Origin of the sequence: Sorangium sp. So ce836, from assembly GCF_028553905.1 — a bacterium.
In the GTDB taxonomy this organism is placed as follows: domain Bacteria; phylum Myxococcota_A; class Polyangia; order Polyangiales; family Polyangiaceae; genus Sorangium; species Sorangium cellulosum_D.
Genome location: NZ_CP102233.1, coordinates 11,196,161 through 11,221,561 on the forward strand (window position 1 = coordinate 11,196,161; position 25,401 = coordinate 11,221,561).

The 25,401-nt window shown below is 74.5% G+C and carries 23 protein-coding genes and 1 tRNA gene; 13 read left to right on the forward strand and 11 right to left on the reverse strand.

Annotation, left to right across the window (positions count from 1 at the left end; genetic code table 11):
- The first annotated feature begins 24 nt into the window (after positions 1 to 24).
- Complete coding sequence (locus NQZ70_RS40805) at positions 25 to 705, forward strand: dihydrofolate reductase family protein (protein WP_129579043.1); 681 nt, start codon at positions 25 to 27, stop codon at positions 703 to 705.
- Between the two features lie 9 nt (positions 706 to 714).
- Positions 715 to 1,149, forward strand: a complete 435-nt coding sequence (locus NQZ70_RS40810; protein WP_129579044.1) for a YciI family protein — start codon at positions 715 to 717, stop codon at positions 1,147 to 1,149.
- 100 nt (positions 1,150 to 1,249) lie between these two features.
- Here NQZ70_RS40810 and NQZ70_RS40815 read toward each other — a convergent pair whose 3' ends face one another.
- The gene (locus NQZ70_RS40815) at positions 1,250 to 1,996 is read right to left on the reverse strand and encodes a hypothetical protein (protein ID WP_129579045.1); all 747 of its coding nucleotides are present in this window, start codon (positions 1,994 to 1,996) and stop codon (positions 1,250 to 1,252) included.
- Between the two features lie 305 nt (positions 1,997 to 2,301).
- On the opposite strand from NQZ70_RS40815, the gene NQZ70_RS40820 reads away from it, so the two are divergent.
- From NQZ70_RS40820 to NQZ70_RS40830, 3 genes are all read left to right on the forward strand, one after another.
- Positions 2,302 to 3,000 carry a DNA-binding protein gene (locus tag NQZ70_RS40820; RefSeq protein ID WP_237244507.1) on the forward strand — a complete coding sequence of 233 codons (699 nt, stop codon included), beginning with the start codon at positions 2,302 to 2,304 and terminating at the stop codon, positions 2,998 to 3,000.
- A gap of 145 nt (positions 3,001 to 3,145) precedes the next feature.
- Positions 3,146 to 4,195 carry an RNA polymerase subunit sigma-70 gene (locus NQZ70_RS40825; protein WP_129579046.1) on the forward strand — a complete coding sequence of 350 codons (1,050 nt, stop codon included), beginning with the start codon at positions 3,146 to 3,148 and terminating at the stop codon, positions 4,193 to 4,195.
- 51 nt (positions 4,196 to 4,246) lie between these two features.
- The gene (locus NQZ70_RS40830) at positions 4,247 to 5,002 is read left to right on the forward strand and encodes an alpha/beta fold hydrolase (RefSeq protein ID WP_129579047.1); all 756 of its coding nucleotides are present in this window, start codon (positions 4,247 to 4,249) and stop codon (positions 5,000 to 5,002) included.
- Between the two features lie 176 nt (positions 5,003 to 5,178).
- On the opposite strand, the gene NQZ70_RS40835 is transcribed toward NQZ70_RS40830, so the two are convergent.
- On the reverse strand, positions 5,179 to 5,895 hold the full coding sequence (locus NQZ70_RS40835) for an RNA ligase family protein (RefSeq protein WP_237244508.1): 717 nt from the start codon (positions 5,893 to 5,895) through the stop codon (positions 5,179 to 5,181).
- Positions 5,896 to 5,954: 59 nt separating this feature from the next.
- Between NQZ70_RS40835 and NQZ70_RS40840 the strand changes: the two genes are divergently transcribed.
- Both NQZ70_RS40840 and NQZ70_RS40845 read left to right on the forward strand, forming a co-directional pair.
- Positions 5,955 to 7,154: an AAA family ATPase gene (locus NQZ70_RS40840; RefSeq protein ID WP_237244509.1), complete on the forward strand. Its 1,200-nt coding sequence runs from the start codon at positions 5,955 to 5,957 to the stop codon at positions 7,152 to 7,154.
- Positions 7,155 to 7,174: 20 nt separating this feature from the next.
- The gene (locus NQZ70_RS40845) at positions 7,175 to 7,915 is read left to right on the forward strand and encodes a Uma2 family endonuclease (protein ID WP_129579049.1); all 741 of its coding nucleotides are present in this window, start codon (positions 7,175 to 7,177) and stop codon (positions 7,913 to 7,915) included.
- 62 nt (positions 7,916 to 7,977) lie between these two features.
- Here the strand turns inward: NQZ70_RS40845 and NQZ70_RS40850 are convergent, their stop codons facing one another.
- Genes NQZ70_RS40850 through NQZ70_RS40865 form a run of 4 tightly spaced genes read right to left on the reverse strand, consistent with a single transcriptional unit; the run spans position 7,978 to position 13,576 of the window.
- Positions 7,978 to 8,550 (reverse strand): AAA family ATPase, encoded by a 573-nt coding sequence (locus NQZ70_RS40850; RefSeq protein WP_129579050.1) that lies wholly within the window; start codon positions 8,548 to 8,550, stop codon positions 7,978 to 7,980.
- Positions 8,551 to 8,580: 30 nt separating this feature from the next.
- The gene (locus NQZ70_RS40855; RefSeq protein ID WP_272826594.1) at positions 8,581 to 11,772 is read right to left on the reverse strand and encodes an AAA family ATPase; all 3,192 of its coding nucleotides are present in this window, start codon (positions 11,770 to 11,772) and stop codon (positions 8,581 to 8,583) included.
- Positions 11,773 to 11,774: 2 nt separating this feature from the next.
- Positions 11,775 to 12,530, reverse strand: coding sequence for an enoyl-CoA hydratase/isomerase family protein (locus NQZ70_RS40860; protein WP_129579051.1), 756 nt, complete (start codon positions 12,528 to 12,530; stop codon positions 11,775 to 11,777).
- Positions 12,527 to 13,576 carry a RimK family alpha-L-glutamate ligase gene (locus tag NQZ70_RS40865; RefSeq protein ID WP_129579052.1) on the reverse strand — a complete coding sequence of 350 codons (1,050 nt, stop codon included), beginning with the start codon at positions 13,574 to 13,576 and terminating at the stop codon, positions 12,527 to 12,529. Before NQZ70_RS40865 ends, NQZ70_RS40860 begins: the two co-directional genes overlap by 4 nt.
- A 299-nt stretch (positions 13,577 to 13,875) precedes the next feature.
- Between NQZ70_RS40865 and NQZ70_RS40870 the strand changes: the two genes are divergently transcribed.
- Positions 13,876 to 15,045: an acyl-CoA dehydrogenase family protein gene (locus NQZ70_RS40870; RefSeq protein ID WP_129579053.1), complete on the forward strand. Its 1,170-nt coding sequence runs from the start codon at positions 13,876 to 13,878 to the stop codon at positions 15,043 to 15,045.
- 177 nt (positions 15,046 to 15,222) lie between these two features.
- Positions 15,223 to 15,295 (forward strand) — tRNA-Ala (locus tag NQZ70_RS40875).
- Between the two features lie 156 nt (positions 15,296 to 15,451).
- On the opposite strand, the gene NQZ70_RS40880 is transcribed toward NQZ70_RS40875, so the two are convergent.
- Genes NQZ70_RS40880 through NQZ70_RS40890 form a run of 3 tightly spaced genes read right to left on the reverse strand, consistent with a single transcriptional unit; the run spans position 15,452 to position 19,604 of the window.
- Positions 15,452 to 16,771 (reverse strand): hypothetical protein, encoded by a 1,320-nt coding sequence (locus NQZ70_RS40880; RefSeq protein ID WP_129579054.1) that lies wholly within the window; start codon positions 16,769 to 16,771, stop codon positions 15,452 to 15,454.
- A complete protein-coding gene (locus NQZ70_RS40885) occupies positions 16,768 to 18,867 on the reverse strand; it encodes a TonB-dependent receptor (RefSeq protein ID WP_165374416.1) in 2,100 nt (699 codons plus the stop codon). Before NQZ70_RS40885 ends, NQZ70_RS40880 begins: the two co-directional genes overlap by 4 nt.
- Positions 18,864 to 19,604, reverse strand: a complete 741-nt coding sequence (locus NQZ70_RS40890) for a hypothetical protein (protein WP_129579056.1) — start codon at positions 19,602 to 19,604, stop codon at positions 18,864 to 18,866. The genes NQZ70_RS40885 and NQZ70_RS40890 overlap by 4 nt, the downstream gene beginning before the upstream one ends.
- Before the next feature lie 196 nt (positions 19,605 to 19,800).
- On the opposite strand from NQZ70_RS40890, the gene cobT reads away from it, so the two are divergent.
- From cobT to NQZ70_RS40910, 4 genes are read left to right on the forward strand one after another with little or no spacing between them, the layout of a single operon-like run.
- Positions 19,801 to 20,886, forward strand: a complete 1,086-nt coding sequence (gene cobT, locus NQZ70_RS40895; RefSeq protein ID WP_129579057.1) for a nicotinate-nucleotide--dimethylbenzimidazole phosphoribosyltransferase — start codon at positions 19,801 to 19,803, stop codon at positions 20,884 to 20,886.
- A complete protein-coding gene (locus tag NQZ70_RS40900) occupies positions 20,883 to 21,650 on the forward strand; it encodes an adenosylcobinamide-GDP ribazoletransferase (RefSeq protein WP_129579058.1) in 768 nt (255 codons plus the stop codon). The genes cobT and NQZ70_RS40900 overlap by 4 nt, the downstream gene beginning before the upstream one ends.
- Positions 21,651 to 21,667: 17 nt before the next feature.
- Complete coding sequence (locus NQZ70_RS40905; RefSeq protein ID WP_129579059.1) at positions 21,668 to 22,276, forward strand: histidine phosphatase family protein; 609 nt, start codon at positions 21,668 to 21,670, stop codon at positions 22,274 to 22,276.
- Positions 22,277 to 22,298: 22 nt separating this feature from the next.
- A complete protein-coding gene (locus NQZ70_RS40910) occupies positions 22,299 to 23,432 on the forward strand; it encodes an arginase family protein (protein WP_129579060.1) in 1,134 nt (377 codons plus the stop codon).
- A 69-nt stretch (positions 23,433 to 23,501) separates the two neighbouring features.
- On the opposite strand, the gene NQZ70_RS40915 is transcribed toward NQZ70_RS40910, so the two are convergent.
- Positions 23,502 to 24,374 carry a sulfurtransferase gene (locus NQZ70_RS40915; RefSeq protein WP_129579061.1) on the reverse strand — a complete coding sequence of 291 codons (873 nt, stop codon included), beginning with the start codon at positions 24,372 to 24,374 and terminating at the stop codon, positions 23,502 to 23,504.
- Between the two features lie 129 nt (positions 24,375 to 24,503).
- Positions 24,504 to 24,956 (reverse strand): nuclear transport factor 2 family protein, encoded by a 453-nt coding sequence (locus tag NQZ70_RS40920; RefSeq protein WP_129579062.1) that lies wholly within the window; start codon positions 24,954 to 24,956, stop codon positions 24,504 to 24,506.
- Positions 24,957 to 25,401: the final 445 nt, after the last annotated feature.

Here is a 25,401-nt window from a genome sequence, read left to right on the forward strand (position 1 = left end):
CCTGTGCCGAAAGGGGTCAGGCTCATGTCGAGGCTTCGGGTAAATGCATTTGCAATCTCCATCGATGGGCATGGCGCCGGTCCCGCCCAAGATCTGGCCAATCCGATGGGCGTCGGAGGGATGGCGCTGCACCAGTGGGTCCTCGGCACGAAGACGTTCCAGAGAATGAGCGCCGACTTCGCTGGATCGCTGATCGGTGACCGGGTCGGCCGAGAAGGCGTCGACGACGACTTCGCCGCGCGCGGCTTCGAGAACATCGGCGCCTGGATCATGGGCCGCAACATGTTCGGGCCGGAGCGGGGCCCCTGGTCCGACGACAGCTGGAAGGGATGGTGGGGCAAGAACCCGCCCTACCACGTACCCGTCTTCGTGCTTACGCACCATGCTCGTGCGCCCATCACGATGGAGGGCGGGACGACCTTCTACTTCGTGACCGATGGCATCCATGCCGCGCTGGAGCGCGCGAAGGAGGCGGCCCAGGGCAAGGATGTCCGACTCGGCGGTGGAGTCGCCACCGTTCGCCAGTACCTCACCGCCGGGCTGCTCGACGAGATCCACCTCGTGATCGCCCCCGTGCTCCTCGGCCGGGGCGAGCACCTCCTCGCCGGCATCGATACGGTGAGCCTCGGCTACAGGTGCACGGAGCACGCCTCCACGGACCACGCCACCCATGTCGTCCTGACGAAGCAGCCTCAAACCAGGTAGAAGAGCGCGATGAAAGTCATGGTGTTCGTCAAGGCCACGAGAGAGTCCGAGGCGGGGGTGATGCCGGACGAGAAGGTCATCGCCGAGATGGGCAAGTTCAAAGAGGAGCTCGTCGAGGCCGGTGTCATGCTCGCCGGAGAGGGGCTACACCCGAGCAGCAAAGGCAAGCGCCTGCACATCTCGGGCGGCAAGAAGACGCTCATCGACGGTCCCTTCGCCGAGACCAAGGAGCTCGTCGGCGGATATTGGATCTGGCAGGTAAAATCGCTGGACGAGGCGGTCGAGTGGGCCAGGCGCTGCGCCGACTATATGCCCAGCGGGGAATGGGAGCTCGAGATTCGACCGATCTTCGAGGCAGAGGACTTCGGCGAGGAGTTCACGCCTGAGCTGCGCGCGCAGGAGCAGCGCCTGCGCGCCGAGATCGAGCGGCAGCGGAAATCCTGAACGCCGTGACCGCGTGGTCCACGACGCGCATCTGGTGACGTTCCGCGGCTCACGGCTCCTAGCCCTCCGAGCGAACGTCCTGGCGGGACTCTGCCCGCGACTAGGGGCATGCGCAGACGCCGCCGTGGTGGGAGCAGCAACCCCGCTTCACGTAGGTGCAGGTCGGCGACAGCGTGCCATCGCAGCAGCAGACGCGGCCCTCGGACGCCGGCCGCGGTCGCGCCGGCGCAGACGGCCCGCCGCCCCGTCGCGCGGGGGCGGGCGCGCCTTCGGCCTCGCGCTGCTCCTCGGCCGCCATCGCAGCCTCGCGCTCGGCGATCAGCCGCCGGCCCTTCACGAGCGACGCGCGCACCTGGGCCGCGCGCTCGTCGCGTGGGGCGGCGCCGGCGAGGTGGCGGAGGAGCGCGTCGCAGGCCGCGGCGTCGCCCTGCTGGGCGCAGGCGAGCTCGCTCGCAGCGAGCTCGAGCTCGGCGGCGTGGGCCGCCTCCTCTTGCCGGCGCGCCTCCTCGGCGGCCTCGAGCTCGGCGCGGCGGCGCTCGGCCTCCGCGGCCTCGTCGGCCTGACGCTGCGCCTCGATCCGCGCCTGGCGCGCCTCGCGCTCGTGCCGGTAGCGGGCCACGAGGGCGCTCGCGGCCCGCAGATCGGCCTCGGCGCCCTCGCAGAACGACGCGCACTGGTCGACGCGGGCCCGCGCCTCGAGCTCCAGCACGAGGCAGTCGGGCTCGCTCCGGCAGCCGCGCGCCAGGCGGGCCGGGAACCCGTCGTCGTTGCGCGATCCGCCGCCGGGATGGCATCCGGCGGCGAGGACGGCGAGAGAAGAAAGCCAGGAGACGGCAAGGCGGCTCACCGGGGTGATTCTCGTGCCGCGGGCGGGGGACGTCGAGGCCCCGGGGGCGGAGCGCGAGAGAAACCCGCAGGAGCACGCGCTCGCATGCGCCGGACGAGGACGGGAGAGACCGCAACAGCCGCCGAGCTTGCCAGCGCCACGCCGTCGCCCTCGGGGACGACATGGCGGCTCGGGCATCCACGATGGGATCGCCCGGCAGCTCGGGCTGACGGTGCAGATGCATAGGTAAGCTATTGGACGTGTAGGTACGTCATCGATGGGGAGATGTCTTGTCCCCCGAGCGCGGCAACAGTAGGAAGCTGGGAATGCGTCGACACCTAACGATCCGCGCTCTCGCCTCGATCGCCGTCACAGGCCTCCTCGCGACGACGGCCTGCAGCTCCGGCGGAGACGAGTCCCCCGCTCCGGACCAGGACGCCGTGGTCACCGTCGCCGAAGCCCGCGCCCTGGCCGAGGGCTCGACGGCGACGGTCGAGGGCTTCGCCACGGTCGCGCCCGGCACCTTCAGCTCGGCGACCAGCGAGCAGGGCTTCGCCCTCCAGGACGCCACCGGGGGGATCTACGTGAGCCTGCCCGACGCGCTCGAGTTCGGCCTCGATGCCCGGGTGCGCGTCACGGGGCGGCTCGGGCAGACGGCCGAGCAGACGGTGCTCAACGCCGAGGCGGCCTCGGTCACGGTGCTCGATGGGACCGAATCCGTCGAGCCGACGGACGTGATGACCGGCGACGTCGGAGAGCCCGTCGAGGGGATGCTGGTCCGCGTGCGCGGCAGCGTGACCACGGCCGTGGAGGACGAGCAGCCCTACGGCTTCCAGGTATACATCGACGACGGCTCGGGCGAGGTCCAGGTCTACGTGCATGTCGTGGACGGCCAGCCCGTCATCGACACGACGTCGCTCGAGGTCGGCCTGGCCATCGAGGTGACCGGCCTCGCCGCGCAGTACGAGGAGACCTACGAGGTCGCGCCGCGCCGGGCAGGAGATCTCGTCCTCGTGGAGCAATGAGCGAGCCCGCCGGCGTGTCGAGCGCGATACCCGCTCCTCAGGGCAGCTCGGATCTCACCGAAGATGTTGTTGTTATTGAGATAGGTTCTTGTTGTTGCCGAGAAAGGGGCGTTCGTTGTCGAACGTGTCGACGGACGTGACGAGAATGCCGGCGGACCCTGGCAAAGACGAGGAGGCGGCCGTCCTGGCCGCGGCGCGCGCCGGAGACCACGCGGCGTTCGCCGCGCTGAGCGAGCGCTACCGCCGCCGGCTCCGCGCGCACTGCTATCGCATGCTCGGCTCCTTCGACGAGGCCGAGGACATGGTGCAGGAGATCCTGCTCCGCGCCTGGCGCGGCCGCGAGGGGTTCCAGGGGCGCTCGCTGTTCCGCACGTGGCTCTACAGCATCGCCACGAACGCCTGCCTGAACGCGCTGGAGCGCGCCCCGAGGCGGGTCGTGCCGCAGGACCTGGCGCCGCCGGTCACCGCCGCGACGCCGCCGTCCGAGGCGCGCTCCACGCCGTCGTGGGCGCCGGAGGTCCCGTGGCTCCAGCCGTTCCCGGACGACCTGCTCGACGCCGGGCCGCCGCCCGACGCCGCGGTGGAGGCGCGCGAGACCATCGCGCTGGCGTTCCTGGCCGCGCTGCAGCACCTGCCGCCGCGCCAGCGCGCCGCGCTCATCCTGTCCGACGTGGTGGGCTGGTCGGCGGCCGAGATCGCGGCGCTGCTCGAGCTGACCGTCCCGTCGGTGACCAGCGCGCTCCAGCGGGGGCGCGCGACGCTGCGCGAGCGCCTCCCCGCCGGGGCGCCGGACGCGGCCGCCGGCGCGCCGGCCACGGATGGCGAGCGCGCCGCGCTCAAGGTGTTCATGGACGCGTGGGAGCACGGGGACACCGCCGAGCTGACCCGGCTCCTGCGCGAAGACGCGCGCTGGGCGATGCCGCCCGCGCCGCTCTGGTTCGACGGCCGCGCGGCGATCGCCAACCTGCTCGCGCTGTTCCCGCCCCGCTGGAAGGGGCGCGCGTTCAGGATGGTGCCGGTCGGCGCCAACCGGCAGCCGGCGGCGGCGGCCTACCTGCGCCCGCAGGGCGAGGCGGAGCTCCGGCTGTCGGGCGTCCACGTGCTGCGCGTCTCTGACGGCCAAATCGCGGAGATCATGACGTTTTCAGCCGAGCTGTGCGCCGGGTTCCGGCTGCCGGCGAGCCTCACCGATTAGTTTTTCGCCGCCTCGGGTCTACGCGGCAGGACCGCGGAAAGGAGACCCGAGATGAAGAAGACGACCTCCAGGGACGGCACCACCATCGCGTTCGACCAGACCGGGCAGGGGGCGCCGGTGATCCTGGTGATGGGCGCGTTCAACGACCGGACGACGGGCGCGCCGCTCTCGGCGTACCTGGCGCGGCGGTTCACCGTGATCGCCTACGATCGCCGGGGGCGCGGCGACAGCGGCGACGCGGCGACATACGCGATCGACCGCGAGATCGAGGACCTGGACGCGGTGATCCAGGCCGCGGGCGGCGCCGCGGCCGTCTTCGGCTACTCCTCCGGCGCGCTGCTCGCGCTCGCCGCCGCGGCGCGCGGCCTGGCCATCACGCGGCTTGCGCTCTACGAGGCGCCGCCCGCCCAGCCCGCCGAGCACGCGCAGGCGCTGGCGTCGCTGGTCGCGGCCGGGCGTCGCGGCGACGCCGTGGAGTACTTCCAGCGGCGCATGGTCGGGATCCCCGACGAGGTCGTGGCCCAGCTCAGGCACGCCCCGTTCCGCCCCGCGCTGGAGGCGATGGCGCACACCCTGATCTACGACGCGACGATCGTCGCCGACGGGCGCATCACCGCCGCGCTCGCGGAGGTCCGCCAGCCGGCGCTGGCGATCGCCGGCGACGCGGGCGCGCCGGTCATGCGAAAGGTCGCCGAGACGCTCGCCGCGCGGCTGCCCGGCGGACGGGCGGTGACGATCGCGGGCGCCACGCACCACATCGAGCCCGCCTTGCTCGGGCCGGAGCTGGAGCGGTTCCTCGACGGCTGAGCGTCAGCGGGGTAGTGAGCGACTCCTCGGCCATGAGCCTCTCGACCGTGCTCCGGGTCCTCGGCCGCAACGACGGCGAGGTCCGCAGCGTGTTACGCGCCGGATCGCTCCGCAAAGGGCTCTGCGCGCGGCTCGCGGCGCTGGCCTCACGGCGGTAGCCGCGCCGGCGGCCCAGTCTAGGGCAGCGGTCCTCCCGCCGGCCCTGCGGAGAGCCGCTGCGGCCGGATCTCCTGGTGCATCCAGTGCTCGTCCGTCTGCACGTGCCCGCGCCGCACCCACTTGGCGAGGCACCGCTGGAACGCCGCGTCCGGGAACTCGCCCGCGACCCGCACCACCACCCCCTCGCGCGGGCCGCCGAACGCCGAAGGCTCACGCGCGAGCGCGCTCGTCAGCGCCTCGAGCTCACACCCATCCTCGACGCGGCCCCGGAACAGGACAGGCACGGTGGGGAGCCCCAGATCGTTCGCTTGGACCACGACCATGTCCCACTCCCAGAAGAGCCCCCGCGCGTCGTCGCGCACGCCGAAGACCAACGAATAGCCCGGCAGCGCCTCGTACTCGATGGAGTGGACCGCATAGCAATACTCGCAGAAGACCGACGTGCCCTCCGAGAGCAGGTGAGCGATACGCGCGTGGGTGGCCTTCGCGAGGTCGAAGCTCGGGTGGGACGGAGGGCCCGAGTGCGAGCGCGAGAAGACGCTCTTCCGCGTGTACGTGAGGTTGCTCCCGTCGCACTTCTCGGTGATGACGATCTCCACGCCGAGCAGGCCCGACACGTCGGCCATCCTCTTGTCGTCGGACGTGCCGCCGGGCGACCACGGAAGGTGGAACGAGCGCGGGTATTTGGCGGACATGACGGCGCCAGGGTAGCACCGGCCGAAAGGCGCGGACATGCTACGGTCCTCGCGCGCTGCGCGCCGCGTCCAGCGCGCTCGCCAGGGGGTGCTCCACCATGTTCGCCGCGTCCTCGCTCCTCGATCTCCTCACGCCCGATCCGGCGCGTGTCCCCTGGGACGAGCTCCAGGTCTTCGACTGGGTCCGCGCGCTCGAGGGCTGCCCGCAGGACCCGATCCACCACGCCGAGGGCAACGTCTGGATTCACACCCGCATGGTGCTGGAGACGCTCCTCGGGCTGCCCGAGTGGCGGGCGCTGCCGGCGGAGGAGCAGCGCGTCGTCTATCTCGCGTGCCTGCTCCACGACGTGGCGAAGCCGGCGACGACGCGCGAGGAGGGCGGTCGGATCACGGCCAAGGGCCACTCGCGCGCGGGGGAGCTGCTCGCGCGCCGCCTGCTCTGGGAGCTCGGCGCGCCGTTCGCGCTGCGCGAGCACGTGTGCGCGCTCGTGCGCTACCACCAGATCCCGTTCTATCTCATCGAGCGGGGCGACGCGCAGCGCGTGGCCGCCGAGATCAGCCTCCACGCGCGCTGCGATCTGCTCGCGCTCGTGGCCGAGGCCGACATCCGGGGGCGCGTCTGCGCGGACATGGGCCGCGTGGTGGACAATATCGAGCTCTTCCGCGAGTTCTGCCGCGAGGAGGGGTGTTACCGGGGGCCGCGCGCCTTCGCCTCGGATCACACGCGATTCGTGTACTTCCGCTCCGACCCCGCCGGCGGGCGCCCCCCGGACGTGGAGGTCTATGACGACACGCGCGCCGAGGTCGTGGTGATGAGCGGGCTGCCGGGCGCCGGGAAGGACACGTATGTCCGGAGCCACTTCGCCGACTGGCCGGTCGTCTCGCTGGACGCGCTGCGGAGCGAGCTGGAGATCGATCCGACCGACACCCAGGGACAGGTGGTCCAGGCGGCGCGCGAGCGGGCGAAGGAGCACCTCCGACGCGGGGAGCGGTTCGTGTGGAACGCGACGAACCTGTCGCGGCAGCGGCGCGGGCCCGTGCTGCAGATGGCGGCGGACTACGGGGCGAGGATCCGCGTGGTCTACGTGGAGGTGCCTCGGACGGTGCTGTTCGCGCAGAACCGGGCGCGGGAGGCGGCGGTGCCGGAGGCGGCGATCCGGCGGATGATCGAGCGGTGGGAGATCCCGGGGAAGACGGAGGCGCACGAGGTCGTGCTGGCGGTGCGCGGAGAGGGGGAGACGCGCGGGGGGCACTCCCGAGCTGACCGGCCGGCTGCGCTCGCGGGCGCGACGCGGTAGGCTGCGGTCCGGAGCGACGTATGCCCTTCCAGAGCGAGAACTCTCCCATCCCGATTCCCCCGCCCGGCGAGGACGAGCTCCCGTACGACGATGGAGAGCCGATGGAGTCCGAGCGCCACCGCGCACAGATGGACATGCTCATCGAGGTGCTGAAGCTCTTCTGGCACGACCGCGACGACGTGTACGTCGCCGGCAACATGGCCATCTACTTCAGCGAGCTGCAGGCGAAGAAGAACGACTTCCGCGGCCCCGACGTGTTCGTCGTGCTCGACACAAACCGACGCGAGCGCAAATCATGGGTCGTCTGGCAGGAGGACGGGAGGACGCCCGACGTGGTGATCGAGCTGCTCTCCGAGAGCACCGAAGCCGTCGATCGCGGCGAAAAGATGCGCGTCTACGCGAAGCTCCTGCATGTACCGGAGTATTACCTGTTCGATCCGTTCTCGGGCGCGCTCGAGGCCTACGCGCTCGATCGGGCCACGCGGTCCTACGCGCCGGTGCCCCCCGAGGCGAACGGCGATGTCGTGAGCGCCTGCCTCGGCCTGCGGCTCGGGGTACGCCACGGCACGTATCTCGGCCTCGAGGCCGGCTGGCTGCGCTGGCTCGATGCCCAGGGGCGCGTGCTGCCGACGGCCGAAGAGCAAGCCCGCGCCGCCGAAGAGCAGGCCCGCGCCGCCGCCGACGAGGCGAAGCGGCTCGCCGCTCGGCTCGCGGAGTACGAAAAGCGCTTCGGACCGCTGCCGGGCAGCAGCTCGGACTGAGAGACGAGCCCCTCTCTTGTCCCACAGCGCCCGCGCCATTGCGGTCCAGTCCGCCCGCCTTGCTACGAGCTGCCCGCACCGTCCACGCGCGCATCCCCCAGGCGCCCCAGGATCTCGTCCACGGTCTCGTCGACCGTGAGATCCGATGTGTCCAGCCACAGGCCCAGCCGCGGCGTCGCCTCGCGCAATACGCGGTCGAAATCGAGGACCGCCGAGGCGTCCTGATACCCGCGCTTCGCTCGCCCCGCCTCCCGCGCCGCGACGACGGCGGGACGCGGGCAGAGGACCACCACGTGCAGAGGACGATGCGCGTAGCTCCGCACCACCTCGACGAGCCCAGCGCCCAGGATGATGTCCTGGTGGACGACGGTGAACCCGGCCTCGAGATACAGGTCGGCCGCCGCCGCCGCGATGCGGTACCGGAGCCGCAGCTGCCCCTCGGCCTCCTCGGAGAGCTCGAAGCCCATCTCGGCGCGGCCACCGACGATCATGCGGCGAAACACGTCGCCCCGCAGATGCACGCTCCTCGGCAGCCGCTCGGCCAGCCGCTGGGCGACCGTCGACTTTCCAGAGGCCATGAGCCCCGTGATCAGGACGATCGACGGAGATTCCAGCAGGCTCCCACGCGCGGTCATGACGGACGATCCTCCTCGGCCCCCCCGGCACTACCTCCGCCCGAACCCCGGCACCAGCATCGCCGCCCATCGCGCCGGGCTCTTGATCCGCTCCCGCGCCATCACCGCGTCCGCCACGAGGATCCGCTGCAGCCCCTTCTCGCCGCCGAGCAGCTCGCCCGCCTGACGCCGCGCCGCCGCGGCGTAGAGCGGCATGTCCGCCGCGTCGAACCCGGCCGCCGCCGCCTCCAGCTGCGCGATCGCCTCGTCCCGCTCGCCGCGCAGCTCCGCCGCGCCCGCCCGGAGGAGCGGCACGAACGGGTCGGACCACGCCGTCCTCTCCCGGGCGAGCGCGGCCGCGTCCCGCAGCGCCGCCTGGATCAGCGGCTCGGGCTCGGCCGCGCCCTCGGCCGCAGCCAGCGCCGTGCTCGCGCGCTCCACGTGCGCCATCACCCGGCTGTTCTGCATCATCAGCAGCATCGAGCCCTCGATCTTCGGCCACGCCTCCGCGAGCCGCCTCAGCGCCGCGCCGGCGCGGCCGGCGTAACGGTCGACGTAGGTCTCGCCGAGCAGCCCCACGAAATGCTCGAGGTGGAACCCCGACGTCGTCCACCTCGACAGCGCCCCCGCGACCGCGCTGCGCGCGCCCGCCACGTCGTCCGACGCGAGCGAGACCCACGCCGCCTGCGCGCCGAAGATCGCCGCCGCGTAGCGATCGCCCCGCTGCTCGGCCCCCCGGAGCACCGCCGGCATCGTCCGCGCGAGCGCGTCGATCTGCCCGCGGTAGTACCGCATCCACGACGCCATCAGCTGCGTCGTCACGAGCTCCCAGGCGACGCCGGCGCACCGGTCGCGCAAGATCTCGTCCGCCCGCTCGTACCAGTCGGACGCCGCCCTCCAGCGGCCCGCCGTGAACGCCTCGAGCATGCCCGACACCATCATCGACAGGCCGAGGAGGTGCGGGCTGTCGAGCCGCTCCGCGAGCGCGCGCACCGCGGCGACGAGCTCCTCCGCGCGCGCCCGGCCCGGCGACCCGATCATGCACGCGGACGAGGCCTCGAACGCGAGCGCGCGGCCGATGCGGTACGGCTCGCCGGCGCGCAGCGCGAGCAGCAGGGCGCGCGCCGAGAATTCGGCCGAGCGGACCATGTCGACCGCCGACAGGCCCACCGTCACCGTCCAGCAGGCGTCGATGCGCGCGAGATCCTCCGGGCGCACCTCCGCCTCGGGCCGCTCGCGGAACCGCAGGCCCCGGAGGCGCAGCTCCGCCCGGTGCAGGAGCAGCGCGACGAGCGCGCGCCGCGGCGTCTCCGGGAACGACAGGCCGACCGCCGCCAGCACGGCGCGCACGTGCTCCAGCCCCTCGTCGATGTGCCCGCTCCGCAGGTACTGCTCCGCGGCGCGGCGGCGGAGATCGAGCGACCGCGCGCTGTCGTCCCCCTCCGCAGCCGCCGCGTAGAGCCGCGCCGCCTCCGCGCCCTTGCCCGCGTTGACGAGGGCGTCGGCGCTCCGCACCTCGAGCGCGCGCCGCTCCGCCTCCGGGAGATCCGCGCCGCGCGGGAGCAGGCCGAGCGCGAGCTCGTAGAGCCGCGCCGCCCGCTCGAACGCGAGCGCCTCGGCCGCCTGCTCGGCCGCGACCGCCGCGAGCCGCCCCGCGCGCGCCCCGTCGCCCGCGCCGAGCCAGTGCCGCGACAGCGTCTCGGCGTCCGCCGTCCCGAGCGCCTCGAGCGCCCGCGCGAGCCGCCTGTGCCGCCCCGCGAGCTGCTCCGGACCGAGCCGGCCGACCACGGACGCGCGCACGAGATCGTGCGACGCCTCGACGAGCTCGCCCTCGCCGGCGGGCCGCGCGACGACCAGATCCTCGGCGCGGAGGAGCGCCATCGCCGGGGCGCGCTCCTCGCCGTCGAGCTTCGCCGCGCGCGCGGCGACCGCCGCGTCGATCGGCTCCCCGGCGACGGCGACCACCTCGAGCAGCCGGAGCGCCTGCTCCGGCAAGCGGTGGAGGCGCGCCCCGAGCGCCCGCTCCCACGCGGCGTCGCCCCGCGCGCCCATGTCGCCCGCCGGCTCTTGCGCATCGCGGACGAGCTCGCCGAGCAGCCGCGGGTTGCCCCCGGAGGCGCGGGCGATGGCGTCCGCCCGCGCGCGGGTGCCCTCGTCGCGCGCGAAGAGGAGCGCGAGCGCGAGCTCCTCCGCCTCGAGCGGCAAGAGCGGCCCGACCTCGATCTGGCGCAGCTCGCCGTCCCGGCGCGGCGGCGGGGCCCGATCGAGGTCGAGGGAGGCGGGCTCGGCCGCGGCGGGGGCCGGACACGCGACCCCCATCCCGTCGAGCAGCGCGCGGAGCGGCGCGCTCGCGGCGACGTCCTCGGTCCGGTAGCTGCCGAGGAACATCATCGCGGGCGCGTCGGGCGGGCGCGTGACCTCGAGCAGGAGCGCCACGCTGTCGGCGTCGATGAGCTGGAGGTCCTCGATCGCCACGACGAGCGGGCTGCGCTCGGCGACGCGCCAGAGCAGCTGCCGGAGCGCCGCGAAGCTGCGCTGCCGCAGCTCCTGCGCGTCGGGCGACTCGCTCACGCGCGGCGCCGACGCGACGGCGGGCACGCGCGAGAGCGCCGGGAACACCCGGACGAGCGCGCGGACGTCGCGCGGCAGGAGCCGCTCGGCTTCCTCGGCGGAGACGCGCCGGAGGAAGCGGCACAGCGACTCCATGACGCCCCCGAACGCCTTGTAGGACTCGGTCGACCCGACCGCGCAGCGCCCCCGCAGGACGACCGGCCCCCTGTCGTGGCGGAGCCCCATCAGGAAGTGGTGGATCAGCGCGCTCTTGCCCATGCCCGCGCCGCCGCGGACGAGCACGCAGATGGGCCGCTCCAGCAAGAGCGCCTCGGCGGCGCGGCGCAGGGCGCGCAGGTGCGGGCGGCGGCCGATGAAGTGCGCGATCGTCGGCGGCACGAGCGGGGGCAGCGCGCTCTCCGGCGCCGCCTCGGCGCTCGGCGCTGGCGCGGCGCTCGGCGCTGCCTCGGCGCTCGGCGCTGGCGCGGCGCTCGGCGCTGCCTCGGCGCTCGGCGCTGCCTCGGCGCTCGGCGCTGCCTCGGCGCTCGACGCTGCCTCGGCGCTCGGCGCTGCCTCGGCGCTCGGCGCTGCCTCGGCGCCCGGCGCTGCCTCGGCGCTCGGCGCTGCCTCGGCGCTCGGCGCTGGCGCGGCGCCGCCCGGGTCCTCCGCTCCGCGCCCCCCGCCCTGCGCCACGGTCACTTCTTGCTCAGGAACGCATCCATCGCCCGGCGGTGCTCGGGGCCGTTCCACTGCTCGGCGAACGCCCGCCGCTCGACCTCCACCGCGGAGGCGCGCAGCGCCTCGCGCGCCTTGCACAGCGCCCGCCTCATCGCCGCGACCGAGGTGCGCGGGCTGTCGGCGATGCGGTTCACCTGCGCGATCGCGCGGCTCCGCGCCGCGCCGGTCGGGACGACCTCGCTCACGAGGCCGATCCGGAGCGCCTCGGCGGCGTCGATCCGCTCCGCCGTCAGGAGCAGCCGCGACGCCTGCAGCGGCCCCACCCGCTCGCAGAGCCGCGTCAGCCCGCCCCACGCCGGCGACAGGCCCATCTTGACGTGGCGGAACGAGAGCGCGGCGTGCTCCTCGACCACGACGAAATCGCAGAGCAGGAGCAGCTCGCAGCCGCCGCCCAGCACGTCGCCCTGCACCGCGGCGACGATCGGCACCTCGCTCTCCTCGAACGCCGAGAAGCCCTCGAACATCGCGAGGACCTCGCCGCCCGCCGCGCCGCCCTCGGCGAGCGCGTGGAGCTCGCGGATGTCGCCGCCCGCCACGAAGACGTCGCCGCCCGCCGCGGTGATCACGACGCCGCGCACGCGCGGGTCCGAGGAGGCGAGGCGGATCGCCTCGCCGAGGCGCCTCGCGAAGGCGCTGTCGATGGCGTTCCGGCACTCGGGGCGATCGATGGTCAGGACGACCGCGTCGCCGGCCGCCTCGACCCCGAGGGTCACGAGGCGGCCCTCCGCGCGCCCCTCCCGTTCGTCAGCACCGCGGGCTTCCTGCGGTTCGCGCCGGCCCCGTTCTCCGCCGCGCGGCTGAGCCGCCGCGTCGGCGGCATGCGCTCGTCGTGGATCACCTCGGCGATCCGCGCCTCGAGCATGCGGCGGCTCAGGCCGCGCTGCTCCACCGCGTACCGCTCGGCGTAGCTGATGATCGCGCCCGCGACGTCGACGCCGCTCGCGCGCTCGATCCCCTCCAGCCCGGGCGAGCTGTTGATCTCGAGGATCTTGGGCCCGGAGCGCGCCTCGAGCATGTCGACGCCGGCGACCTCGAGGCCCATCGCCTTCGCGGCGCGGATCGCGACGCTCCGGTAGACGCGCGGCAGCTTCACCCGGTCGCCCTTGCCGCCGCGGTGGAGGTTCGAGCGGAACTCGCCCGGCTTCGCGACCCTCCGCATCGACGCGACCACGCGGCCGCCGACGACGATGACGCGGATGTCGCGCCCCTTCGACTCGCGCACGTACTCCTGGAGCACGATGTCCTGGCCCATGGCCCAGAACGTCTCGAGCAGCGCGTGCACGGCGTGCGGCGTCTCGGCGAGCATGGTGCCGATGCCCTGGGTCCCCTGCTGCAGCTTCACGATCGCGGGGCAGCCGCCGACGAGCGAGAGCGCCGCCTCGACGCCGGCCGGGCTGCGGGCGCAGACGGTGATCGGCACGTTGAGCTTGCGGCGCGTGAGCAGCTGGAGCGCGCGCAGCTTGTCCCGGCTCCGCGCGATCGAGACGGCGCCGTTCAGGACCGGGACGCCCATGAGATCGAACTGGCGGACCACGGCGAGGCCGTAGTTCGTGATGCTGGCGCCGATGCGCGGGATCACGATGTCGAAGCGGGGCACCGCCGAACCACCGACGAGCAGCGACGGCCGACCGCGCGACACCACGATCTGGAAATCGAGCGGATCGATGACGCTGACGTCGTGACCACGCGCGCGCCCCGCGAGCACGATGCGGCTCGTCGAGTAGAGGGACGCGTTGCGTGACAGGACGAGGAATCGCATGTGGCCCGGAGGCTAGCAGAGCCCGCAGACTGCGTGGATGGGTGCGCGCGCCGATTCATGTTTCGCGCCTTCGACGAACGGCCCACGCGGCGTCTCCAGCGGTCCGCGCCGCCCGTGCCGCCCGCGCCGCGGTCGCGCGCCGCGCCATCGGCCCCCGTTTTCCATGCGGCGACGCGCGGGCCCGCTCGATCTCGACACGGCGAACCGGGCGCGGGCGCAAGCGCGGCGGCGCGGCGCTTGCGCTGGAAAATGTTTCGTGTACGAATTTTTTTCGGTCCGCCGGCGAGGAGGGGTTCGCGATGTGGCAGCCGTTCACAGAGGAACATCAGCAGTTCAGGAAAACGGTGCGGGCCTTCGCAGAGAAGGAGCTCGCTCCACACGTGGAGGAGTGGGAGGCGTCGGAGTGCTTCCCCAACTGGGTGTTCAAGCGCGCCGGCGAGCTCGGGATCCTGGGCGCGCACTTCCCGGAGGAGCACGGCGGCGCCGGGCTCGACTACTGGTTCTCGACGGCGAAGGCCGAGGAGCTCGTGCACTGCACGATGGCGGGCGTCTCGATGGGGCTGCTCGTCCAGAGCGACATGGCGACGCCGGTGATCAGCGACATCGGCACGAAGGAGCAGATCGAGGAGTTCCTCCGGCCGGCGCTCGCGGGCGACAAGATCGCGGCGCTCGGCGTCTCGGAGCCGGGGGCCGGCAGCGACGTGGCCGGGATCGGGACCACCGCGCGCAAGGACGGCGACGATTACGTGCTGAACGGGCAGAAGACGTTCATCACGAACGGGACGCGCGCCGACTTCGTGACGCTGCTCGCGAAGACGTCGCCGGACAAGGGGGCCCACGGCTGCTCGTTCTTCCTCGTGCCGACGGCGCTCCGCGGCTTCAACGTCGCGAAGAAGCTGAAGAAGATCGGCAACAAGTCGTCGGACACGGCGGAGCTCTTCCTGGAGGACGTGCGGGTGCCGCGGCGCTACCTGCTCGGCGAGCCGGACCAGGGCTTCGCGTACCTGATGCAGAACTTCCAGACCGAGCGGCTGGTCGCCGCGGTGGGCGCGATCGCGAGCTCGTTCGTGACACTCGACAGGTCGGTCGAGTACGGGCGCGAGCGGACGGCGTTCGGCAAGCCGATCATCAAGCGCGAGTCGTGGCAGCACAGGTTCGTGGACCTGTACACGCGCTGCGAGGCGGCGCGCGCGTTCGTCTACAAGTGCGTCGACCACTACAACGACGAGCGGTACGTGCGGAAGGTGCCGATCAGCTTCGACACGGTGAAGCTCATCTCGATGGCGAAGATCCTGGCCGGCGACGTGGCGAACGACGTCGTGGACACCTGCCTGCAGTTCCACGGCGGCTGGGGCTACATCGAGGAGTTCCCGATCGCGCGCGCCTGGCGCGACCAGCGGCTCCTCCGCATCGGCGGCGGGACGACCGAGACGATGAAGTACTACCTGGCGAAGCTGATGAACTTCTGAGGGCAGCCCGCCCGAACGGCCACCCCGGCGGGGCGCGCAGCTCCGCCGGGGGCGCAGGGGCCGCAAAACGGGCCCGGCGAGCGTGAGGCGGACGGGACCGGACGGAAACGACGCGCCGACGAAAAAAAGTAGAGACAAGCGGAGCGAGAGGCTGTAGATATGCCGCTCCCAACGACCGGGGCTGTAGCTCAGCTGGGAGAGCGCATGACTGGCAGTCATGAGGTCAGGGGTTCGATCCCCCTCAGCTCCACCGATACGACCGAAGGACTCCCGCGGGAGTCCACCGCGCCGCGCCTGCCTGCCGGCGTGCCTTTTCAGAACCTCCTCTGACCGCGCGTCTCGCGCGGCGCGCGGCCCGAAGCCGACCAGCGGCTCGGACCGCGCAGCAGGCCGGCACCGGGGCCGATCAGAACGCGCCGAGGTACCGCGGCGGCAAGCCGACCCGCGGGTCGACGTGGAAGGCGCCCGCGTGCACGAGCGCGCTGCCGTCGGCGCCGACGTCGAAGCGGTGGACGACGCCCCCGTCGGTCTCGGCGTCCGCGGCGAGGCACCGCCCGCACGCCTCGGCGCAGCGCACCTCGCCGAGGGAGAACGGGAGCTCCTTCGAGCGCAGCAGGACCTCGGGATCGCCGCGCTCGGGCGCGGAGCCGGCGAGCTCGACCGACGTGAGCGTGTCGTCGACCGGCCCCCCCGCGCTGAGCGCGTCGCGGCCGAGCGTCGAGAACAGGAGGCGGTCCTCGGAGGCGAACGCGACGGAGAAGCCGGGCGTCCCCGCGCCGAGCTCGGCGGCCGTCCAGCGCGCCTCCTCGACGAGGCGCCCGTCGCGGCGCGCGAGGACGACGAGGCCGGCCTCGCCGGCGTTCGACGTGGCGTCGCCGCCGAACGTCCCGGGGCACACGACCGCGAGCCTCGATCCGCCGGCGGACGCGGCAAGCCCCCCGCACCCGTGGAGCCCCTCGAGCACCGTGACCTCCCGGATCGCGTCGCTGCGCGCGTCGATCTCGACCAGGCGCGACTCGGCCGACGCGACGAAGTCGAGCGAGGTCGCCGTGAGCAGCACGTAGAGGCTGTCGCCGACCAGCACCGCGCGGCCCGGCCGGGGGTAGAACCCCGGGTCCTCCCCGGCCAGGGCGGGCGCGAGATCGATCCGGCCGACGATCGCGCGGGCGCCGGGGTCGACGACGAGCACGTCGCTCCCGCCGTCGATCGGCGCGGCGTCCGGGTCGAGGTTCGGCTCGTGGCGCGTGACGTACGCCTTGCCCGGCGAGACCTCGACGTAGTCCTGCGGGTTCGCGCGGAACGCGGTGGCGAGGGTGAGCTGCCCCGCGGGCTCGCCGCTCCGGACGTCGATCCACGTGAGCACGGACGCGGAGCGATCGAGCAGCGCCAGCCGATCCCCACGGACCGGCGTCGTCGGGACCACGACGTCCCCCGAGAGCGGCGAGGCGAGGCCGGGCGAGCTCGAGCCCGACGAGACGATCGACGCGGAGAGCACCGCGCCGTCCCAGCTCACCAGGCTGACGTTCGTGGACTGGTAGTCGCTGCTGACCACGACCGCGCCGCGCCCGCACGGGCCCGCGACGACGTCCGTGCCGCCGGTGCTCGGCGGCGGCTCCGGCGCGTTGCACCCGATCAGCGCGCCCGCCGCCCCCGCGGCGAGGATCGTCCGAGAGAGGGCCCCGAGGGCCGCCGTCCCCCGCCCCAGGTCGATGCGAGAAGCCGTCACCACCACACCTCCGTCGCTATGTGAAAGCTCCGCCCGGGGAGCTCGAGGTTGAACAGATCGAACGTCCTCGCGGCGAAGACGTTCGCGATCGCGAAGCGCGCCGAGAGCCGCCGCCGGAGCGCGAGGATCGCGAGCTCAACGTCGGCCGTCGCCTGCTCCGGCAGCGGCCGGAGCCCCGCGGGGTCGGCGGCGCGCGAGGCGCGGTAGAAGACCCGCGCCGAGAGCGAGGCGCGGTCGACGCCGAGCCGCGCGGGCTCCGCGTACACCTCCAGGGACGGCGCCGCCACGAGGCGCGACTGGTACGGGATGAGGTCGTTCGCGAGCGCGCGGCCCGGCGAGGTGTCCCGCGGATCGAGCGCGGTGAGCGCGAGGCCGGCGCGGAGGTGGTCGAGCGCCGAGGCGGACGCGGTGAGCTCCACGCCGAGGACGCGCGCGCTCGCGACGTTGTACGGCCGCAGCACGCCGATGAAGGCGGGGCGGTGCGCGACGAGCCCCGAGGCGAAGCGCGAGAAGCCGAGGATCTCGAGGGAGACCTCGGCGCGCGCGGCCGGCGCCGCCGCGGCGAGGCGCACGCCGAGCTCGGCCGAGAGGCCGCGCTCGGGGGCGAGCTCCGGGTTGCCGATGACGATCGGGGAGCTGCCGTAGAGCTCGCCGAGCGCGGGGACGCGCACGTAGCGGCCGAGGTTTCCGAAGAGCGAGACGCCGCCGCCCGCGAGGCGGAGCCGGGCGCCGAGGCGGCCGCTCGGCTCGAGCGAGGCGAGCGGACCGCCGGCGCCGCCGTGGCTGGTCCGGTGGAGCTCCAGGGCGCCGAGCGCGTAGCCCTCGAGCGAGGGGATGGGCGCGTAACGAAGGCTCACCGACGCGCGGGAGGTGGCGCGCGAGGCGCGGAGCGGCGCGCCGCCCACGCGATCGAGGGCGAGGAGCTCGCGCTCGTGGGCCGCCGAGGCCGAGACGGCGAGGTCGTCGGCCGGGCGGTAGCGGACGGCGGCCTGCCCGGCGCCGCGCGCGCCGCGGCTGGCGACGAGCGGCGACAGCAGGCCGAGCTCGCCCCGCGGATCGCGGACGACCTGGCTCGAGAGGACCGACGAGCTCGTGAGCTCGAGGCGGCACCGATCGACGCCGCCCTCCGGCGGGCCGGCGCACGGGGCGACCGCGGCGAGCGCGCCGAGCCAGCGCTGCACGTGGGCGCGCGCGGCCCGCGCCGGCGTCTCCGAGAGGCCGGTCGCGCCCTGGTCGCGCGCGAAGCCGTTGCCGATCGCCGTGACGCTGCCGCCGCCGGGCAGGCGGTAGCGGCCGATGCTCCAGAGGTCGTAGGCGTCGGCGTCGGCGTTCGGCCTGGGCAGCGCGCGCCCCGTCCGGCTGTCCGTGACGAGGTAGTCGTTGTCGGCGGCGCGCCGGCCGATCGCGATCATGGCGCCGGCGCGGTCGTCGCCGAGGCCGGCCGACGCCCACGCGGCGCGCTCGCCGAAGCTGCCGGCGCCGAGCCCGACGGAGGCGCGGGGCGCGCGCGGCAGCGACGGCTCGAAGAAGATGGCGCCGCCGATCCCGAGGCGATCGGCGTGCTCGGGCGCGTTGCCCCGGTAGACCTCGACGCGCTGGATCATCCAGAGCGGGACCGTCGAGAGATCGGCGGTGCCGGTCACGTCGTCGTTGAGCCGGACGCCCGCGAGGTACACCGGCGTCTCGGCGCTGCTCGCGCCGCGGATGGACGCGGTCGCGAGGTCCGACGCGGCGCCCGTGCGGGAGACCTGGAGGCCGGGGACGCGGCTCAGCACCGCGGACGCCGCGGCGCCCGGCGCGCGGAGCTCGTCGCCGCGGATCACGTGGGACGCCGCGGTGGGATCCCGCGCGGCCACGGTCGACGCGCGCTGCCCCTCGACGCGCACCTCGAGCGCCCGGCGGCGCGGCCGGGCCGGCGCGCTCTCGGCCGGCGCGGCGACGCCGTCGCCCCGTTCCTCGCGCGCGCCGCCTTCGCGCGCGCCGCCGCCCGCCGCGCCCTCCCGGCCGCCCGCGCCCGCCTCCTGGCCCCGCGCGCGCGGGGCGAGGCCGGCGGCGGCCACGAGCGCCGCGCAGGCGAGCGCCCAGGGGCGCCTCACGGGCACAGCGCGTGGACGATGCCCACGGCATCGAGGTCGAAGACGTCGGGCGTGCCGGCGCGATCGGTGATCCGCACGAACCGCGCGAGCGGGACCCCGATCTCGGCCAGATCGAACGGGTCGCCGCCCGCCGACGGCGGGTCGAGCGGATCGATGTCGTTCTCGTCGGGGTTGGCGTGCACCGGGTGCCATCCGGCGCAGCCGTCGTACGGATAGCGGTCCGCGGCGCAGGGGAACGCCGACCAGGCGGCGCCGTCCTCGCTCACCTCGACCGTCGCGAGCTCGGCGAACACGCTCGCGGCGTCGTCGCCGCGCCCGAAGGCGTTCTCGAACACCAGGAAATCGGCCCCGGGCCCGTCGACGATCGCGTTGCCCTCGAACGCCACGACGATCGACCCGCCGTCGCCGAGCGAGAGCACGTCCAGCGAGCCGCCGCAGCAGCCGCCGCCCTTCGGCGGGCCGAGGACGACGTCCGGGTACCGGTCCTGCCCGAACCCCTGCCCCGGCCCGAAGCAGGCCGACACCACGCTCGTCGCGAACCGCGCGCCCGGACCGTCGCACGCCGCCGCGTCCGCTCCGGGAGCGCCGCCGTGGCCGCCGGAGAGGCACGAGCCGCCCGCGCCCGCCGCGGCGGCGGGCTCGCCGGCGCCGTCGTCCGGGGGCGCGCCGGCGCCGCCGCACCCGGACAGGACGGCCGCGGAGGAGCAGAGGCAGACGACGAGGGCACGCAGCGACATCCTGGACCTGTTCGAACGAGCGCGCGCCGCGGCATCTCCACGTCGCCGCCAGCCGGCCTGCCTCGGTCCCGCGAGGATCTGCGTCTCTCCATCTCCGCGCACGGGACCTCTTCGGCCGCACGGGCGGCTATCACGGGCCTCCGGGACGGTCAACGCGCTTCCCCGGCCTCCCGCGGGAGAGTAGAAAACCCGAAACATGGCTCTCTCGCCTCCCTGGGTGTTCCCGGAGCTCGACGCGGGCGCGGCGGGCGCGGCGCGCGCGCGTCAGGACACGCTGACAAAGCCGCGCGGCAGCCTCGGGGCGCTCGAGGATCTCGCCGTGGCGCTCGCGGGCATCCAGGGCGGTCCACCCGCGAGCCGGCCTGCGGCCGCGGTGCTGTTCGCCGCCGATCACCCCGTCGCCCGGCACGGCGTGTCGGCCTACCCGGCCGAGGTCACGGCGGCGATGGTCGCGAACTTCGTGCGCGGCGGCGCCGCCTCCAGCGTGCTCTGCCGGCACCTCGGGGTCGAGCTGCGGGTCGTGGACGTCGGCGTCGCCCACCCGTACGAGCGCGCGGGCGGCGCCGGCGCGCGGCTGCGGCGCGATCCGGTCGCCGACGATCCCATCGGCGATCTGCGGGTCGAGGACGCGCTCTCGGAGGACGTCTACGAGCGCGCGCTCCGCGCCGGCGCCGCCGAGATCGACGCGCTCGGGGGCGACACGCGCGTCGTCCTGCTCGGCGAGATGGGCATCGGCAACACCACGGCGGCGTCGGCCATGGCGGCGCTGCTCCTCGGGCTCGCCCCGGAGGACGTCGTCGGCGCGGGGACGGGCGTCGCGGGCGACGCGCTGTCGCGCAAGGTCGAGGTCGTGCGCGACGCGACCCGGCGCGTCCAGGCCGCCTCGAGCGCGTTCCGCGCCGATCCGCGCCGCGTCGTGCTGGCGGTCGGCGGCAAGGAGATCGCCGCGCTCGTGGGCGCCATGGCGCGGGCGATCGAGCGGCGGATGGCGGTGCTCGTCGACGGCTTCATCGTCTCGACCGCGGCGCTCGCGCTCGTCCGGATGGACGCCCGGGCGCGGGCGGGCATGCTCTTCGCGCACCGCTCGGCCGAGCGCGGTCACGCCCACGTCCTCGCGGCGCTCGAGGCCCGCCCCTTGCTGGATCTCGGCATGCGGCTGGGCGAGGCGAGCGCCGCCCTGGCCGCGCTGCCCCTGCTCGACGCCGCGTGCGCCCTGCACGCCGGCATGGCGACGTTCGCGAGCGCGAGCGTGCCCGACCGCGCGCCGCCCGGGACTCCATGACGCTGCCGCCGGTCCTGCGCGGCGCCCGGGCGGCGACGACCTTCCTCACGCGCGTCCCGGTCGGCGGCTTCCCGTACGCCGACGCGGACTGGCGCTGGGCCTCGGCCTGGTTCCCGTTCGTGGGCGCCGGCCTCGGCGCCGTCCAGGCCGCGGCGTGGCTGCTCGTCGACCGGGGCGGCGCGCTCGTCGCCGCCAGCGTCGTCGTGGCGCTGGGCCTGCTCCTCACCGGGGCCTTCCACGAGGACGGCCTCGCGGACACGGCCGACGCGCTCGGCGGCGCCTTCGATCGCGCGCGTCTTTTCGAGATCCTCAAGGACAGCCGCATCGGCTCGTTCGGCGCCGCGGCGCTGATCGTGGTCCTCGTGCTGCGCATCGCCCTGCTCGCGCGGCTCGACGCCGCCGCGCCGGTCGCCCTGGTGCTGACGCAGTGCCTCTCGCGCACCCCGCCGATCTGGCTCATGGTCGCGCTCCCCTACGTGACCCAGGGCGGCTCGCGCAGCCGGCCGGTCGCGCGGGCGGCGCTCCCGCAGGCGCTCCTCGGCTCGCTCTGGCCGGCGCTCTCGCTCGCCGCGGCGCACGCCGCCGGGGCCGTCTCGGCGGCCGAGGCGGCGGCCATGCTCGGCGCGTCGGCCGCCGCCGCGGCGATCTGCGGCCTCCGCTTCCGCGCCCGCGCGGGCGGCATCACCGGCGACTTCCTCGGCGCGACGCAGCAGATCGCCGACTGCGCCGCGCTGCTCGCCCTCGCGCTCGCGCGGGGCGGCTGAGCCGCGGGCGCGCCGGCATGGATCCCCTCGCCCCTTCCCTCATCGCGTTCCGCCACGCCCCCGTCGCGCTCTCCGGCGTCTGCTACGGTCGCCTCGACGTCGCCGCGGAGCTCGCTCCCGGGGACGCCGCGGCCGCGATCGAGCGCGCGCTCCGCGACCTCGACCTCCGCCCCGGCGTGGTCTGGTCGTCGCCGCTCTCCCGCTGCGCGCTCCCCGCGGCCGAGCTCGCGTCGCGCCTCGGCGTGCCGCACGCGATCGACGCGCGCCTCGTCGAGATCGCCTATGGCGCCTGGGAGGGTCGCGCCTGGTCGGAGATCGAGCGCGGCGATCCGGGCGCGTACGCGGCGTGGCTCGACGGCTGGGAGCGCGTCGGGCCGCCCGGGGGCGAGTCGGCGATCGAGGTCGAGGCCCGGGTGCGGTCGTTCTGGCGGGCGCTCTCTCCGGCGTGCGGGCCAGCGTCCGGGGCGTCCCCGCACCTCCTGGTCGCGCACGCGGGCGTGCTGCGGGCGCTGCGCGTCGTCGCCTGCGGCGCGACCTGGCCCGAAGCGATGAGCGCGCCCGCGCCTCACCTCGCGCCCGAGCGCTTCCCGCTCCCCGCGCCCGCCCTTTCGCTGGCGGCCTCCTGAGGGGCGCGTACCCTCGTCGGGCATGACCCCGCACGAAGAGCTCGCGCTCCTGCTGCGCCCGGCGGCCGGAGGCCTCTACCTCGTCTCGACCGGGCGCGCGCAGCAGCTCGAGGTCCAGCGGCGGCTCTACGGCGCCTCGACCCAGGACGAGGTCCTCGCCCGGTTCCGCGCGTCGTTCGACCGCATCGCCGGCGCGCGCGCCGTCTTGCTCGGCGTCCCCTCCGACGTCGGCGCCGGGTTCCTCCGCGGCTCCAACATGGGCCCGCAGGCGATCCGGACCGCGCTCCTCGACGCTCACCCGGATTTCCCCGAGCGGGCGCGCGACATCGGGCTCGTCGACATCGGCGACGTGTTCGTCGTGCCGCAGCTCCTGCACGACGACATGCTCTCGGAGGCCCAGAAGGCCGCGTCGCGCCGCGCCCTCTACCCTGGCGTGCCCGAGCCCGTGGCCGCGCGGCTGCCGGTCTCGCCGCTCTCCATCGCCGAGCGCGCGCTCGATCTCGTCTTCTCGATCAACCCGGACGTCGCGCCCATCGTGCTCGGCGGCGATCACTCCACGGCCTTGCCGGTCGCGCGCGCGATCGCGACCGCGCGCGCGCGAGGCGCGCGGCGGCGGCCGTGGGGCATCGTGCAGCCCGACGCGCACACCGATCTCCTCGAGGAGCGGCTCGGGGTCGCGTACTGCTTCGCCACCTGGTCGTACCACGCGAACGAGCTGGTCGGCCGCGGCGGCCGGCTGACCCAGGTGGGGGTCCGCGCCTCCCAGAAGCCGCGCGAGCACTGGGAGAGCCGCTACGGCGTGCGGCAGTTCTGGGCGGCCGAGTGCCGCGCCGATCCCGAGGCGGCGCTCGACGCCATCGTCGCGCACGTGAAGAGCACCGGCGTCAAGGGCGTGTATTTCTCGAACGACATCGACGGCACGGACGCCGCGTACGCCGACGCCACCGGGACCCCGGAGCCGGACGGCCTCTCGCCCGATTTCGTTGTCGCGCTCATCCGCCGCCTCGGGCGCGAGGTCGGCCTGATCGGCGGCGACGTCATGGAGGTGGCGCCGGCGCTCCAGCCGACGCCGGAGAGCGCGGCCCGCACGCTCGCGCTCGCGGTGCGCTACCTGCGCGAGACGATCGAGGCCGTCGTCGGCCGCGCGCTCGCATGACCTGACGCGCTCGCCTGGGCGCCGCGGTCTCGCCGGGCGCCGCGCGCTCGCCGGGCGCCGCTCAGGGACTCAGGGATCGGAGCCCTTCGCCGCGGGCAGGGCGGCGTCGCGGGCCCAGTCGCTCCACGACCCCTCGTAGAGGATCGCGTCCGCGCGGCCGAGCGTCGCGAGCGCGAGCAGGTCGTGGCAGGCGGTGACGCCCGAGCCGCAGTAGCAGACCACCGTGCTCGCCTCGAGCGCGCCGAGCTCGCGGTAGCGCCGCTCGAGCTCGGCGCGCTCGCGGAACGGCCCGGACGGCGCGCGGAGGTTCTCCGCGAACGGGGCCGAGCGCGCCCCGGGGATGTGGCCCGGGCGCGCGTCGACGGGCTCGGTCTGCCCTTCGTAGCGCTCGCGGGCGCGCGCATCGAGGATCACCGCCGACCGCTCGCGGCGCAGCCGGTCGACGGCCGCCTTGTCGGCGACCGGGGCGCCGCCGCCGGCGAGCTCCATCGGCGGCGCCGGCGCGATCGCGGGCGCGTCGGTCGAGAGCGGGTGCCCCGCCGAGGTCCACGCCTCTAGCCCGCCGTCGAGCACGCGCCCGCCCGGATGGCCGAAGTAGCGCAGCAGCCACCAGAGCCGGGCCGCGATGGCGCCGCCCGCGTCGTCGTAGCCGACGACCAGCGAATCCGGCGCGACGCCGATCCGGGCGAGCACGCGCGCGAACGCCGCTGCGTCGGGCAGGGGGTGGCGCCCGGGGCCGGCCTGCGCCGGACCGGCGAGGTCGGCGTCGACGTCGAGGTGGACGGCGCCCGGGATGTGCCCGCGGGCGTACTCGTCGGCGCCGCGGCGGCCGCTGAGATACCAGCGGCAGTCGACCACGCGGACGCGGGGATCGCCGGCGTGCGCTGCGAGCCAGGGGACATCGACGAGGGGGCCTGGGGGCACGGGGAGGGGGTCGCGCATGCGCGGCAGGGTAGCGCTGCGCGGCCGCCGGCGGGGCTCGCGATCGAGCGCCCCGAGGCGCGTGGCCGGGTCGCGCTCGCCCGCGGGCCGGCCACCTCCCGGCGCCGGCGAAGCGCGGAGCAGCCGGCGTTACTGACTCGCTTCCGCGAACATGTTCGTGTTGCCGTTCTGGTATGCGAATTCGAATGTCACCTGCTTGATCTTCCAGCCGCCTTCTTCCCGGATCAGCCCATAGCGGTAGTGCCCCGCGACCATCCACTCCTCGCCGCCCGGCGCGCGCGCGAACCGGTGGTAAGCGCGCACGTGGCACTCGGCGGAGGCCTCTTTCCCGCTCACCTCGACGTCGATCGGGCCGAGGAAGTGCTGCGACGCATCGATGGCGCCGTGGAACTTCTTCCAGGACGCCAGCAGGTCGTCGGCCTTCTGCGCGAGCGCCTCGCCTCCGAGGAGCGACGAGAAATCGTTCAATACCACATCCGCATAGAAGCCGCGGAGCTCGACCCAGCGCCGCCGGTCGAGGTTGTGAGCGACACGGGTGATGACGCTCCGGATCTCTCGCTCATCCTTCAGATCTTCGGACATGGACGGGTCCTTTCTTCGGCAGGCGCCGCGCCCCTCGTGCAACTCGCACGGACCGCCCGGCCAGCCCGGGTCGGCGGTCGTGGGGACGTGGTGGCGCGCTCATGGGGGTTCCTGCGTCGTACCCCTGGCGGCGCGCCGGGATCAAGGTCGTTCTGGGCTAGGGAAATGAGCCATCGCAGGCTGGCTCTGACATGCAGTAGCTCCTGCCCTTCGGCGCGCGCGGCGCGACCTCGGCCCCAGTCGACGAGTGACGGCGGCGGACCCCGCTCGATGAGTCGCTCTGCTGACGTCCCCGGCAAGGATGATACCCGACGGCGATCGATGCATCCCGGTGTCCGTCCGGGATCCACTCTCAGCGGATTCGAACGGTCTCCGCAGCGGGCTTCATGCCGTGCCGTGCGGGCTTTCATGCCGCGCCGTGCGGGCTCGCTGCTGGAGCACCCGC

Coding starts and splice junctions, on each gene's coding strand:
- NQZ70_RS40905 (WP_129579059.1), top strand. CDS start 21,668: ATGGATCCCCTCGCCCCTTCCCTCATCGCGTTCCGCCACGCCCCCGTC.
- NQZ70_RS40870 (WP_129579053.1), top strand. CDS start 13,876: ATGTGGCAGCCGTTCACAGAGGAACATCAGCAGTTCAGGAAAACGGTG.
- NQZ70_RS40810 (WP_129579044.1), top strand. CDS start 715: ATGAAAGTCATGGTGTTCGTCAAGGCCACGAGAGAGTCCGAGGCGGGG.
- NQZ70_RS40825 (WP_129579046.1), top strand. CDS start 3,146: ATGCCGGCGGACCCTGGCAAAGACGAGGAGGCGGCCGTCCTGGCCGCG.
- NQZ70_RS40865 (WP_129579052.1), bottom strand. CDS start 13,576: ATGCGATTCCTCGTCCTGTCACGCAACGCGTCCCTCTACTCGACGAGC.
- NQZ70_RS40805 (WP_129579043.1), top strand. CDS start 25: ATGTCGAGGCTTCGGGTAAATGCATTTGCAATCTCCATCGATGGGCAT.
- NQZ70_RS40850 (WP_129579050.1), bottom strand. CDS start 8,550: ATGACCGCGCGTGGGAGCCTGCTGGAATCTCCGTCGATCGTCCTGATC.
- NQZ70_RS40890 (WP_129579056.1), bottom strand. CDS start 19,604: ATGTCGCTGCGTGCCCTCGTCGTCTGCCTCTGCTCCTCCGCGGCCGTC.
- NQZ70_RS40910 (WP_129579060.1), top strand. CDS start 22,299: ATGACCCCGCACGAAGAGCTCGCGCTCCTGCTGCGCCCGGCGGCCGGA.
- NQZ70_RS40915 (WP_129579061.1), bottom strand. CDS start 24,374: ATGCGCGACCCCCTCCCCGTGCCCCCAGGCCCCCTCGTCGATGTCCCC.
- NQZ70_RS40900 (WP_129579058.1), top strand. CDS start 20,883: ATGACGCTGCCGCCGGTCCTGCGCGGCGCCCGGGCGGCGACGACCTTC.
- NQZ70_RS40920 (WP_129579062.1), bottom strand. CDS start 24,956: ATGTCCGAAGATCTGAAGGATGAGCGAGAGATCCGGAGCGTCATCACC.
- NQZ70_RS40820 (WP_237244507.1), top strand. CDS start 2,302: ATGCGTCGACACCTAACGATCCGCGCTCTCGCCTCGATCGCCGTCACA.
- NQZ70_RS40845 (WP_129579049.1), top strand. CDS start 7,175: ATGCCCTTCCAGAGCGAGAACTCTCCCATCCCGATTCCCCCGCCCGGC.
- NQZ70_RS40830 (WP_129579047.1), top strand. CDS start 4,247: ATGAAGAAGACGACCTCCAGGGACGGCACCACCATCGCGTTCGACCAG.
- NQZ70_RS40835 (WP_237244508.1), bottom strand. CDS start 5,895: ATGTCCGCGCCTTTCGGCCGGTGCTACCCTGGCGCCGTCATGTCCGCC.
- NQZ70_RS40840 (WP_237244509.1), top strand. CDS start 5,955: ATGTTCGCCGCGTCCTCGCTCCTCGATCTCCTCACGCCCGATCCGGCG.
- cobT (WP_129579057.1), top strand. CDS start 19,801: ATGGCTCTCTCGCCTCCCTGGGTGTTCCCGGAGCTCGACGCGGGCGCG.